At 51.6% G+C, this 13,133-nt stretch carries 12 protein-coding genes; 10 read left to right on the plus strand and 2 right to left on the minus strand.

Going from position 1 to position 13,133, the window contains the following annotated elements; all coding sequences use genetic code 11:
* The first annotated feature begins 95 nt into the window (after window positions 1-95).
* From araG to otsA, 4 genes are all read left to right on the plus strand, one after another.
* Window positions 96-1,610: an L-arabinose ABC transporter ATP-binding protein AraG gene (gene araG / locus FDX22_RS00810; RefSeq protein ID WP_115258797.1), complete on the plus strand. Its 1,515-nt coding sequence runs from the start codon at window positions 96-98 to the stop codon at window positions 1,608-1,610.
* Window positions 1,611-1,624: 14 nt separating this feature from the next.
* A complete protein-coding gene (araH, locus tag FDX22_RS00815; protein WP_096757468.1) occupies window positions 1,625-2,611 on the plus strand; it encodes an L-arabinose ABC transporter permease AraH in 987 nt (328 codons plus the stop codon).
* Between the two features lie 152 nt (window positions 2,612-2,763).
* The gene (gene otsB, locus FDX22_RS00820) at window positions 2,764-3,567 is read left to right on the plus strand and encodes a trehalose-phosphatase (protein ID WP_117341920.1); all 804 of its coding nucleotides are present in this window, start codon (window positions 2,764-2,766) and stop codon (window positions 3,565-3,567) included.
* Entirely contained in the window at window positions 3,542-4,963 is a 1,422-nt protein-coding gene (otsA, locus tag FDX22_RS00825; protein ID WP_096757466.1) for an alpha,alpha-trehalose-phosphate synthase, read from the plus strand. Before otsB ends, otsA begins: the two co-directional genes overlap by 26 nt.
* A gap of 17 nt (window positions 4,964-4,980) precedes the next feature.
* On the opposite strand, the gene uspC is transcribed toward otsA, so the two are convergent.
* Window positions 4,981-5,409, minus strand: coding sequence for a universal stress protein UspC (gene uspC / locus FDX22_RS00830; protein WP_096757465.1), 429 nt, complete (start codon window positions 5,407-5,409; stop codon window positions 4,981-4,983).
* Between the two features lie 792 nt (window positions 5,410-6,201).
* Here uspC and flhD point away from each other — a divergent pair.
* The 6 genes from flhD (at window position 6,202) to cheW (ending at window position 11,621) form a co-directional block, all read left to right on the plus strand.
* On the plus strand, window positions 6,202-6,543 hold the full coding sequence (gene flhD / locus FDX22_RS00835) for a flagellar transcriptional regulator FlhD (protein ID WP_137399382.1): 342 nt from the start codon (window positions 6,202-6,204) through the stop codon (window positions 6,541-6,543).
* 2 nt (window positions 6,544-6,545) lie between these two features.
* Window positions 6,546-7,124, plus strand: a complete 579-nt coding sequence (gene flhC, locus FDX22_RS00840; RefSeq protein WP_161959006.1) for a flagellar transcriptional regulator FlhC — start codon at window positions 6,546-6,548, stop codon at window positions 7,122-7,124.
* A 125-nt stretch (window positions 7,125-7,249) separates the two neighbouring features.
* Complete coding sequence (gene motA / locus FDX22_RS00845; RefSeq protein WP_096757462.1) at window positions 7,250-8,137, plus strand: flagellar motor stator protein MotA; 888 nt, start codon at window positions 7,250-7,252, stop codon at window positions 8,135-8,137.
* Window positions 8,134-9,063 (plus strand): flagellar motor protein MotB, encoded by a 930-nt coding sequence (gene motB / locus FDX22_RS00850; RefSeq protein WP_115258793.1) that lies wholly within the window; start codon window positions 8,134-8,136, stop codon window positions 9,061-9,063. The genes motA and motB overlap by 4 nt, the downstream gene beginning before the upstream one ends.
* Window positions 9,064-9,067: 4 nt before the next feature.
* The gene (gene cheA, locus FDX22_RS00855) at window positions 9,068-11,092 is read left to right on the plus strand and encodes a chemotaxis protein CheA (RefSeq protein ID WP_146716583.1); all 2,025 of its coding nucleotides are present in this window, start codon (window positions 9,068-9,070) and stop codon (window positions 11,090-11,092) included.
* Between the two features lie 25 nt (window positions 11,093-11,117).
* Window positions 11,118-11,621, plus strand: a complete 504-nt coding sequence (gene cheW / locus FDX22_RS00860) for a chemotaxis protein CheW (RefSeq protein WP_115258791.1) — start codon at window positions 11,118-11,120, stop codon at window positions 11,619-11,621.
* Between the two features lie 69 nt (window positions 11,622-11,690).
* Here cheW and FDX22_RS00865 read toward each other — a convergent pair whose 3' ends face one another.
* Complete coding sequence (locus FDX22_RS00865; RefSeq protein WP_115258790.1) at window positions 11,691-12,950, minus strand: dicarboxylate/amino acid:cation symporter; 1,260 nt, start codon at window positions 12,948-12,950, stop codon at window positions 11,691-11,693.
* Between the last annotated feature and the right edge of the window lie 183 nt (window positions 12,951-13,133).

Raw genomic sequence — 13,133 nt, forward strand, 5'->3', positions numbered from 1 at the left:
CAAAATGTCTCTTATCCGGCCAACACATTACGCCCTCAGTAGACCGGATAAGGCAACGCCGCTATCCGGCAACAGATTAGATTCACGGAGACGTTATGCAACAGTCTACCCCGTATCTCTCATTTCGCGGCATTGGCAAAACCTTCCCTGGCGTTAAGGCGCTAACGGATATTAGCTTTGACTGCTATGCCGGTCAGGTGCATGCACTGATGGGTGAAAATGGCGCCGGGAAATCAACATTATTAAAAATTCTCAGCGGTAACTATGCGCCAACGACGGGTTCTTTGGTGATCCGCGGCGAGGAGGTTTCGTTTGCGGACACCACCACCGCGCTGAACGCCGGTGTCGCCATTATTTACCAGGAACTGCATCTGGTGCCGGAAATGACCGTCGCCGAGAATATTTACTTAGGCCAACTGCCCCACAAGGGTGGGATTGTGAACCGCTCGCTGCTGAACTACGAAGCCGGTTTACAGCTAAAACATTTGGGGATGGATATCGATCCGGCCACGCCGTTGAAATATCTCTCCATTGGCCAGTGGCAAATGGTGGAAATTGCCAAAGCGCTGGCGCGTAACGCCAAAATCATCGCATTTGACGAGCCGACCAGCTCGCTTTCCGCCAGGGAGATAGAGAATCTGTTCCGCGTTATTCGCGAACTGCGCAACGAAGGGCGCATCATTCTGTATGTCTCGCACCGTATGGAAGAGATCTTCGCCCTCAGCGATGCGATTACCGTGTTTAAAGATGGGCAGTACGTTAAGACATTTACCGATATGCAGCAGGTCGATCACGAGGCGCTGGTGCAGGCCATGGTGGGGCGTGACCTCGGCGATATCTACGGCTGGAAATCTCGACCGTATGGCACAGAACGCCTGCGCTTGCATGAGGTTAAAGCGCCAGGCGTGCGTACGCCGATCAGTTTATCGGTGCGCAGTGGTGAAATCGTTGGGCTGTTTGGTCTGGTCGGGGCCGGGCGTAGCGAACTGATGAAAGGGCTGTTTGGCGGAACACGAATCACCGAAGGTCAGGTGTTTATTGATGAAAAGCCGATTGATATCCGTAAACCCAGCCACGCGATTGAGGCCGGCATGATGCTGTGCCCGGAAGACCGCAAAGCCGAAGGAATTATTCCGGTCCATTCGGTTCGTAACAACATCAATATTAGCGCCCGGCGTAAACATGTTCTGGGCGGATGCCTGATTAACAACGGTTGGGAAGAGACTAACGCTGACCACCATATCCGCTCACTCAATATTAAAACGCCGGGAGCAGAGCAGCTGATCATGAACCTCTCTGGTGGTAACCAGCAGAAGGCGATTCTCGGCCGCTGGTTATCGGAAGATATGAAGGTGATTTTGCTCGATGAACCGACGCGCGGCATCGATGTGGGCGCGAAGCATGAAATTTATAACGTTATTTATGCCCTGGCGGCGCGCGGTGTTGCCGTGCTGTTTGCCTCCAGTGACTTGCCGGAAGTTCTTGGCGTCGCCGACCGTATTGTGGTGATGCGAGAAGGTGAAATTGCCGGTGTGTTGCTCCACGAACAGGCGGATGAGCGTCAGGCGTTGAGCCTTGCTATGCCTAAAGTCAGCCAGGCTGTAGCCTGAATAAGGAGAGTATGATGTCTTCCGTTTCTACATCGGGTTCTGGCGCAACCAAATCAGCGCTTAATCTTGGCAGAATTTGGGATCAGTACGGGATGCTGGTGGTGTTCGCCGTGCTGTTTCTGGTGTGCGCCCTCTTTGTGCCGAACTTTGCCTCCTTTATTAATATGAAGGGGCTGGGCCTGGCGGTTTCTATGTCGGGAATGGTCGCATGTGGGATGCTGTTTTGCCTGGCCTCCGGCGACTTTGACCTCTCCGTTGCGTCTGTAATTGCCTGTGCCGGGGTTACCACCGCGGTGGTCATCAACATGACCGAAAGTCTGTGGATAGGCGTCGCCGCCGGGTTGCTGCTGGGGGTTCTTTGCGGCCTGGTGAACGGCTTCGTGATTGCCCGTTTAAAAATAAACGCGCTGATTACCACGCTAGCGACCATGCAGATTGTGCGCGGTCTGGCCTACATTATCTCTGATGGTAAAGCGGTTGGAATCGAAGATGAGCGCTTCTTCGCCCTCGGCTATGCGAACTGGCTGGGTCTGCCTGCGCCTATTTGGTTAACCGTTGGCTGCTTCATTATTTTTGGCTTACTGCTGAATAAAACCACCTTTGGGCGTAACACGCTGGCTATTGGCGGTAATGAAGAAGCGGCGCGTCTGGCAGGTGTTCCGGTTGTCCGTACGAAGATTATTATCTTCATTCTTTCCGGTTTGGTCTCGGCCGTTGCGGGGATTATTCTGGCGTCGCGTATGACCAGCGGCCAGCCAATGACGTCTATTGGCTATGAATTGATAGTGATTTCAGCGTGCGTGCTGGGAGGCGTTTCGCTGAAAGGTGGCATCGGAAAAATCTCATATGTGGTAGCCGGGGTGCTGATCCTTGGGACGGTTGAAAACGCAATGAACCTGCTGAACATTTCTCCGTTTGCCCAGTACGTTGTCCGTGGCCTAATCCTGCTGGCGGCGGTGATCTTCGACCGCTACAAGCAAAAAGCGAAGCGTACTATTTGATGATTTAACGGCCAACTTTTTAGTTTAGCTTCTCCCAATCGCCAGCCGCTATACCGGCTGGCGATTGTTTTTGCAAATGGCGAGCCTGGTCACACTGTCTATACTTATACCCGTCATACCTCAAGCTGCATAAAGATAAGGAGGAGCACCGGGTGACAGTATCGCGAACCGTACCCCCTGAACTATCCGCAAACTGTGCTTATTTTTTTGATCTCGACGGAACATTAGCTGAGATAAAACCGCATCCCGATCAGGTCACCGTCCCGCAGACGATCCTGCAATTACTACATCGCCTGGCGACGCACAATGCGGGAGCACTGGCATTGATTTCAGGGCGCTCAATGACTGAGCTTGACGCACTCACTCATCCCATTCGTTTTCCGCTTGCCGGCGTGCACGGGGCTGAGCGCCGCGACATCAAGGGTCACACCCACATTGTCCGTCTTCCTCAGGACGTCGAACACGACATTAGCGTGCTATTGCATGCTGCACTGGCGAACATGCCCGGAACGACGTTAGAAACAAAAGGCATGGCGTTTGCTTTGCATTATCGACAGGCCCCACAGCATGAGGCGGCGCTGCTGGCGCTGGCTGAACGCATCACGCGCCGATGGCCCCAGCTCGCCCTGCAGCCCGGAAAATGTGTGGTTGAGATAAAACCAAAGGGGACGAACAAAGGGGAAGCGATTGCTGCATTTATGCAGGAAGCCCCTTTTGCCGGGCGCACCCCTGTTTTTGTTGGTGATGATTTAACCGATGAGGCGGGTTTCGCTGTGGTAAACCGCGCTGACGGCATTTCCGTGAAGGTGGGGAGCGGCGCGACCCAGGCGATGTGGCGTCTGGCGGGCGTAACAGATGTCTGGCGCTGGCTGGAGCAGATCAACTGTCCGCAGCAAGACCAAAAAGCAACGAATGACAGGAGAGATGGCCATGAGTCGTTTAGTCGTAGTCTCTAATCGAATTGCCTCACCGGATGACAAAGGCAGTGCTGGCGGCCTGGCGGTCGGTGTGCTGGGGGCATTGAAAACGGCGGGGGGGCTGTGGTTTGGCTGGAGCGGTGAGACGGGTAATGAAGACCAACCACTAAAAAAAGTCACCCGCGGCAATATCACCTGGGCATCGTTTAATCTGAGTGAGCAGGATTACGAAGAGTATTACTGCCAGTTTTCGAATGCCGTTTTATGGCCTGCTTTCCACTATCGGCTGGATCTGGTGCAATTTCAGCGCCCGGCTTGGGAAGGCTATCAGCGGGTCAATACATTATTGGCTGAGAAACTGCGGCCCTTACTGAATGATGACGACATCATCTGGGTTCATGATTATCATTTATTACCGTTTGCCAGCGAGCTGCGGAAACGCGGCGTGAACAATCGTATCGGTTTTTTCCTGCATATTCCGTTCCCGACGCCGGAGATATTCAACGCATTGCCCCCGCATGATGTACTGCTTGAGCAACTGTGCGATTTTGACTTACTGGGGTTCCAGACCGAAAACGACCGTCAGGCGTTTCTTGATGCGCTGAGTGCACAAACCCGAGTCACCTCGCGGGGCGACAATCATCATCAGGCATGGAAAAAGGCGTTCCGTACCCAGGTTTATCCTATCGGCATTGAACCCGATGAAATTGCCCGCCAGGCGGCGGGGCCACTGCCGCCGAAAATGGCGCAGCTCAAGGCCGAGCTAAAAAATGTGCAGAATATTTTTTCGGTTGAGCGACTGGACTACTCCAAAGGCTTGCCGGAGCGTTTTCAGGCCTACGAGGCCCTTTTGGAGCATTACCCTCAGCACCACGGTAAAATTCGCTATACCCAAATCGCGCCGACGTCGCGTGAAGAAGTGCAGGCCTATCAGGATATTCGCCACCAGTTGGAGACTGAAGCCGGGCGCATCAATGGCAAGTATGGGCAGCTGGGCTGGACGCCGCTTTATTATCTGAATCAGTATTTTGATCGTAAATTGCTGATGAAAATTTTCCGCTACTCGGATGTTGGGTTAGTGACGCCACTGCGCGATGGCATGAATCTGGTCGCTAAGGAGTTTGTGGCAGCGCAAGATCCCGCCAATCCTGGCGTGCTGGTGCTCTCACAATTTGCCGGGGCAGCACATGAACTGACCTCGGCGCTGATCGTTAATCCCTATGACAGAGATGATGTTGCGGGTGCATTAAACCGCGCGCTAACCATGCCGCTTGCTGAGCGTATTTCCCGCCACGCTGAGATGCTGGACATTATCGTTAAAAACGATATCGACAACTGGCAGGCTCACTTTATCCGCGATTTAAAAAAGATCACGCCACGTCATGCTGAAAGCCAACCGCATGACACCGTAGCTGACTTTCCTAAATTGGCCTGACGACGAGGATACGGTCATTAATCGCCTGCCAGCGGCACCAACAGCACATCGACCTGGCTGGCGCTGACCACGCTTTTCGCGGAGCAGGATGCTCGCGAAAAGAAGCTGTGATTATGGTTGCCATAAATGACGAGATCGACGGCGTGTTTGCGACAGATATCCAGTATATGTTCGTTGAGTGCCCCATAGGTAATAAAGGTATGCTCAATGGGGTACTGCGCCTGCTGGGTGAGTTTATCGATAAAATTCAGCGTCTCTTCTTGCATTACCTCACGCAGGTCTTCCAGCATGGGGGCCGCAAACTGGTTATACAGTTCGGGATCGGAGACCAGGGTGACCAGGCTAATGCGCGCATTGACAGGGCGCGCAATAGAAACGGCTTTTGCTAACAACTGGTGACTTTCGGGGGTGGCGGCAACAGCGACAAGAATGTGCATGTAGCTCATAACTCGCTCCTTAAATACAAGAATTATGAGAGGACTTTTAGCGTTACTCTCGCTTCTTTCATAGTGCAATTTTTCATACTGTAATAGTGTGAATGTCATCATGATTATTCATTAATTATTCTTATAAATAGAATAATCAGATCACAAAAGCTGAAAATCTGTTCAATCAATTTAAGTGAAATTCTCGGCTAATGAAAACAATATGTTAATAAAAAACAAACATAAATTAACATTTTGCATATCGTTACCTGACGGTATTAGTTAATGAGGTTAAATATTTAACTCATTGTTTATAAAGATATAAAGTGAGGAAGCAGTTTATTGTAAATCTGTGATCTCGCTCGTTATTTCGCGCGGTGATATTAACTGTCGTAAACAAAAGACTATTCGCTTTTATTGCAAGAATATTCGGGTGTATGGAATCGATAGAGTGAGTTGTTGGCTATAAAATAACCAAAATAAAAGCTGTGCTGATGGATTTATGTTAAACGTTTAGCTGGTTTATGTGATCTGCGTCACATATTCTTTAAATTCGCAGCAGGGTTCCGTTGTATGTGTAACTGGCGGCGGGTAGAGTTGCGTCGAATTAGGAAAAATCTTAGGCATTTGTAAGAATTGATGTGAGCTTGTAAGGAACGCGGCCTTCTTAAAAAGGGATGTTTACACAACGCGTAAGCCGTAACGCTGCTATGTATTTGACCTTTTGCTTTTTTTTTACCGGGCCTTCCCGGCGACATCACGGGGTGCGGTTACGCCGCATAAAAATAATGTTGGTTATTATGGATGCAAATAATGCATACATCCGAGTTGCTCAAACACATTTATGACATAAATTTGTCATATTTATTGCTTGCACAGCGTCTAATCGTTCAGGACAAGGCTTCCGCGATGTTTCGCCTTGGTATCAGCGAAGAGATGGCGGACACATTGGGAACCTTAACCCTTCCTCAAATGGTCAAATTGGCGGAAACAAACCAACTGGTCTGCCATTTCCGTTTCGACGATCATCAAACAGTTACTCGCCTGACGCAAGACTCTCGTGTCGACGATCTTCAGCAAATTCACACAGGTATCATGCTTTCAACGCGTCTGTTAAGCGACATCAATGATGCGGCGCGTAAGAAAAGGGCGTGATGATGAGCGAAAAAAGCATCGTTCAGGAAGCACGTGATATCCAGTTAGCCATGGAATTAATCACACTGGGCGCCCGTTTGCAAATGCTGGAAAGCGAAACGCAACTCAGCCGTGGCCGCCTTATCAAGCTGTATAAAGAATTACGCGGTAGCCCTCCGCCGAAAGGGATGCTTCCTTTTTCTACCGATTGGTTTATGACGTGGGAGCAAAATATCCATGCTTCTATGTTCTGCAACGCATGGCAATTTTTGCTCAAAACGGGCCTGTGTAGCGGTGTCGATGCCGTCATTAAAGCGTATCGCCTGTATCTTGAGCAGTGCCCACAGCCAGCTGAAGGGCCGTTGTTGGCGTTAACCCGCGCATGGACACTGGTCCGTTTTGTTGACAGCGGGTTGCTGGAACTGTCTACCTGCAACTGCTGCGGCGGTAATTTTATTACTCACGCGCACCAACCCGTGGGCAGCTTTGCCTGCAGTTTATGCCAGCCGCCATCACGTGCCGTAAAAAGACGTAAACTTTCCCAGAATGCTGCCGATATTATTCCACAACTGCTGGATGAACAGATCGAACAAGCTGTTTAACTGATACGGTGTGGATAGACACTCCAGCAGCGGTAAGCCATTACCGCTGCTTTTTTTTGTCCCGACCTTTTAGTTAACTGCCCGACTGCGCATCCTGTCATAGTCAATTGCGAAAGGATGATATCGTGCTGATCTTAATAGGTTACCTGGTTGTTATTGGTACAGTTTTCGGCGGCTATATGATGACCGGCGGACACCTTGGGGCACTCTATCAACCGGCTGAGCTGGTGATCATTGGTGGCGCGGGTATCGGGGCATTCATTGTCGGTAATAACGGCAAAGCCATTAAGGGGACGATGAAAGCGATTCCGTTGCTCTTTCGTCGCTCAAAATACACCAAAGCCATGTATATGGATCTGCTGGCGCTGTTGTATCGCCTGATGGCCAAGTCGCGCCAGCAGGGTATGTTCTCGCTTGAGCGCGACATCGAAAACCCCAAAGAAAGTGAAATTTTTGCCAGCTACCCGCGCATTATCGCGGATGCCGTAATGCTTGATTTTATTGTCGATTATTTGCGTCTGATTATCAGCGGCAATATGAATACGTTTGAAATTGAAGCGTTGATGGACGAAGAAATTGAAACGCATGAAAGTGAGTCGGAAGTCCCAGCTAACAGCCTGGCGATGGTCGGCGACTCATTACCGGCTTTCGGTATCGTCGCGGCGGTGATGGGGGTAGTACATGCGCTGGCCTCGGCTGACCGTCCGGCGGCTGAACTGGGGGCGCTTATCGCACATGCTATGGTGGGGACCTTCCTCGGGATTTTACTGGCCTATGGTTTTATTTCACCGCTCGCCAGCGTGTTGCGTCAGAAAAGTGCCGAAACGACCAAAATGATGCAGTGCGTGAAGATCACACTGCTGTCCAACCTGAACGGCTACGCTCCACCGATTGCCGTCGAATTTGGTCGTAAGACACTGTATTCCAGCGAACGTCCGTCGTTTATCGAACTGGAAGAACATGTTCGTGCGGTGAGAAATCCAACGGCACAGCAAACGACTGAGGAAGCATGAAAAATCAGGCCCATCCCATTATCGTCGTCAAGCGACGAAAACATAAAGGTCACGGTGGTGGGGCGCATGGTTCATGGAAAATTGCCTACGCCGACTTTATGACTGCGATGATGGCGTTCTTTCTGGTGATGTGGCTCATTTCCATTTCCAGTCCGAAAGAACTGATCCAGATTGCCGAATACTTCCGTACGCCTCTGGCCACCGCGGTAACCGGTGGAAATCGTATTTCAAACAGCCAAAGCCCGATACCTGGTGGGGGGGATGATTACACCCAACAGCAAGGGGAAGTGAACCGGCAGCCGAATATTGATGAGCTGAGAAAGCGCATGGAACAAAGCCGCCTGAGCAAATTACGTGGCGACCTGGACCAGCTTATTGAGTCCGATCCGAAGCTACGCGCGCTGCGCCCGCATTTGAAAATTGACCTGGTGCAGGAAGGGTTGCGTATTCAGATTATCGATAGTCAGAACCGCCCGATGTTTAAGACCGGCAGTGCCGAGGTTGAACCTTACATGCGCGATATCCTGCGGGCGATTGCGCCGGTTTTGAATGGTATCCCCAACCGCGTTAGTTTGTCCGGTCATACGGATGATTTTCCATACGCCAACGGTGAGAAAGGCTACAGCAACTGGGAACTGTCTGCTGATCGCGCAAACGCCTCACGCCGTGAACTGGTCAGTGGTGGTCTGGACACGGGGAAAGTATTACGGGTGGTAGGTATGGCCGCCACGATGCGTCTGAGCGATCGCGGTCCTGAGGACGCCATCAACCGCCGTATAAGTCTGCTGGTGCTGAATAAGCAGGCGGAAGAGGCCATTTTGCATGAAAACGCTGAAAGCCAGAATGAGCCGGTAAGTGTCTTACAACCGCCAGCGGTCGTTCCGCCGGCAAGCGTTCCCACATCGCCACCAGCCAATCCGAGGTGATAGCGTGAGCATGGATATTAGCGATTTTTATCAGACCTTTTTTGATGAAGCTGACGAACTGTTGGCTGACATGGAGCAGCACCTGCTTGATTTGGTCCCTGAATCTCCGGATTCCGAACAACTGAATGCCATTTTTCGTGCGGCGCACTCGATTAAAGGCGGGGCGGGCACCTTCGGCTTTACTATTTTGCAGGAAACGACCCATTTAATGGAGAACCTGCTGGATGAAGCGCGGCGTGGCGAGATGCAGCTCAATGCCGACATTATCAACCTGTTTTTGGAAACAAAAGATATTATGCAAGAACAGCTCGACGCCTATAAAAGCTCAGAAGAGCCGGATGCCGCCAGCTTTGAGTATATTTGTCATGCGCTACGACAGTTAGCGCTCGAAGCAAAAGGTGAAACCGCCCCCGCGGTCGTCAACACTGCAAAATTGAGTGTTGTTGACGGCACGGCGATACAGGAAGAGACGATGGCGCAGGAAACTGTTGCTGCTGAAGAGGTTAAAAAACGGATCGTTCTGTCACGTCTGAAAGCTGGAGAAGTGGATTTACTGGAAGAAGAGTTGGGGAACCTGGCGACCTTAACGGATGTGGTCAAAAGCAGCGATACGCTGTCGGCTACGATTGACGGTGACCTCGCGGAAGATGACATCATCGCGGTACTTTGTTTTGTTATCGAAGCCGACCAGATTGAGTTTACTCCCGTTGTGGCTGCCCCCGTTGAGTCGGTGACCGTGATGGATGAATCGCTGCCGGTTGCCGTTGTTCCGGTGGTTAAAGCCGCCGTCAGCGAACCGCCGCAGGGGCGCGTTGAGCGTGAAAAACCCGCGCGTGCCAGTGAATCTACCAGCATCCGCGTGGCGGTTGAGAAGGTCGATCAGTTGATTAACCTGGTCGGAGAACTGGTGATCACGCAGTCGATGCTGGCCCAGCGTTCGAATGAACTGGATCCGGTAAACCATGGCGATCTCATCACCAGCATGGGTCAGTTACAACGTAACGCCCGTGATTTGCAAGAATCGGTGATGTCGATTCGTATGATGCCAATGGAGTATGTCTTCAGCCGCTTCCCGCGTCTGGTTCGTGACCTGGCGGGCAAGTTGGGCAAACAGGTTGAGCTGACGCAAATTGGTAGCTCCACCGAACTCGATAAGAGCCTGATTGAACGCATTATCGATCCGCTGACCCACCTGGTGCGTAACAGCCTGGACCACGGTATCGAATTGCCGGAAAAACGCCTTGAATCCGGGAAAAATCCAGTCGGTAACCTGACGCTGTCTGCTGAACACCAGGGCGGGAACATCTGCATCGAAGTCACCGATGATGGCGCGGGCCTCAACCGTGAGCGCATCCTGGCCAAAGCCATCTCACAGGGCATGCCGATCCATGAAAACATGAGCGATGACGAAGTCGGCATGCTGATTTTCGCGCCGGGATTCTCGACCGCCGAGCAGGTGACGGATGTCTCTGGTCGCGGTGTCGGGATGGATGTGGTGAAGCGTAACATTCAGGAAATGGGCGGGCATGTTGAGATCCAATCGAAGCAGGGCCAGGGCACAACCATCCGAATTTTGTTGCCGCTGACGCTGGCGATTCTGGACGGCATGTCCGTGCGCGTGGCAGATGAGGTGTTTATTCTACCACTGAATGCGGTGATGGAATCGCTGCAACCCCGTGAAGAAGATCTGCACCCGCTGGCCGGGGGAGAACGCGTGCTTGAAGTGCGTGGTGAATATTTGCCGCTGGTTGAATTGTGGAAAGTCTTCGAGGTTGACGGCGCAAAAACCGAAGCAACTCAGGGCATTGTGGTGATTTTACAAAGTGCGGGACGTCGCTATGCGCTGCTGGTCGATCAGCTTATTGGCCAACACCAGGTGGTGGTGAAAAACCTGGAAAGCAATTACCGCAAAGTGCCAGGCATTTCTGCCGCAACGATCCTTGGCGACGGTAGCGTCGCGCTGATTGTCGATGTCTCTGCATTGCAGGGGTTAAACCGCGAACAACGTGTGGCGATCACCGCCGCCTGATTGATTGAGTGAGAAAGGGAATAATATGACCGGTATGAGTAATGTAACTAAACTGGCCGGCGAACCGTCAGGTCAGGAATTCCTCGTGTTTACGCTAGGGGATGAAGAGTACGGTATCGATATTCTGAAAGTGCAGGAAATTCGTGGTTATGATCAGGTCACGCGTATCGCCAATACACCGTCTTTTATTAAAGGGGTGACCAACCTGCGCGGTGTGATTGTGCCTATCGTTGACCTGCGCGTGAAGTTCAGCCAGAGCGACGTTGACTATAACGAGAACACCGTGGTGATTGTGCTGAATCTGGGTCAACGCGTGGTGGGGATCGTGGTGGATGGTGTGTCGGATGTGTTGTCGCTGACGACCGATCAGATTCGTCCGGCACCAGAATTTGCGGTTACGCTGTCAACGGAATACCTGACGGGGCTGGGCGCACTGGGCGATCGGATGCTGATTTTGGTTAATATCGAGAAGTTGCTGAACAGCGATGAAATGGCATTGCTGGATATTGCTGCAAGTCACGTCGCCTAACCGCCTCCGGCCTACAACGATCGTCGTTGTAGGCCGGATATGCATATCGCCATCCGGCTCCCTCAACCGTTACGCTTCCTGCTCAACCAGTTCAGGTTCTTCTTCCAGTAACCCTTCATTCCGCGCAAGCATTGCGGTGGCAATCCCGTTGCCTAACACGTTAATCGCCGAGCGCCCCATATCGAGGAAGTGGTCGATACCCATCAGTAACAGAATGCCTGCAACCGGAATATTAAAGCTGGGAATTGTTGCCGCCAGCACCACCAGCGCTGAACGCGGCACGCCGGCAATCCCTTTTGAGGCTAACATCAGCGTTAGCATCAGCACGGTGATTTCGGCGAAAGAAAGGTGAATATTATAGGCCTGCGCAATGAACATTGATGCAAAGGAGCAGTACACCATTGAGCCGACCAGGTTAAACGAGTAGCCGATCGGCAGCACGAATGACACGATGTTGCGTGAGCAGCCAAATTTCGTCAGTTGCTCGAGCGTTTTGGGATAAGCGGCTTCAGAGCTACTGGTGGTGAAGGCCACCAGCACTGGATCTTTCAGCATGCTGACCAGACGAAATACCTCTTTTTTCAACACCACGTAGCCGACCGCGAGCAGCACCAGGCAGGTCAGCACAATCGCCAGATAATAGCCGCCGATGAACGAGGCATAGTTGAGCAGAATTCCCAGTCCCTGGGTGGCGATGACGGAGGAGATGGCGGCAAAAATTGCCAGCGGAGCCACGTACATTACATACCCGGTTACCTTCAACATAATGTGGGAAACCACATCCAGTGCGGCAACCAGCGGCGCGTTAAATTTCTCACCGAGTGAGGCCCCGCCAATACCGAAGAACATCGAGAACACCACGATTTGCAGGATCTCATTATTGGCCATGGCTTCGGCAATGCTGGTCGGGATCGTGTGAGTGAGAAAACCTTTCAGGCTCATGCCGCTAACGGCGAGGCCTGTATCGGTAGCTTCCAGTGGAATGGCCAGGTTCAGCCCGCTCCCCGGTTGTTCAAGGGAGACGACAAAAAGGCCCACCAAAATAGACAGCACGGAGGAACTGATAAACCAGAGCATGGCTTTGCCCCCGACGCGACCAATGGTGGATGTCTCTCCCAGTCGCATAATGCCGACGGTTAGCGTACTGAAGACTAACGGCGCAATGACCATTTTAATGAGCCGCAAGAAAATGTCGGTGAGCAGCGTAATATTATCAGCCCAGGCGGTTACTACGCCCGGTGAGGCCCAGGAGTGGATCACCGCGCCTGACAGGATGCCCGCCAGCATAAAGACCACGATGAACAACGTGAGTTTGTTTGCATTTGCCACTAAAAATCCCTCTGTGATGATGTAATAGTTATTCCCCTGCTACACATTTTTTGTACTTATTAAGTGGTAGCAAAGCATTCATCATATAAATCAAAGTCAGGATCGGTACAACTTTTTTTAATTTTTTATCCATTTTGTTGTGGTGTTTGAGCATCTGCGTTTTCACGCCTCTTTTTCCTGCAG

The organism is Citrobacter sp. TBCS-14 (assembly GCF_005280805.1).
In the GTDB taxonomy this organism is placed as follows: domain Bacteria; phylum Pseudomonadota; class Gammaproteobacteria; order Enterobacterales; family Enterobacteriaceae; genus Citrobacter; species Citrobacter gillenii.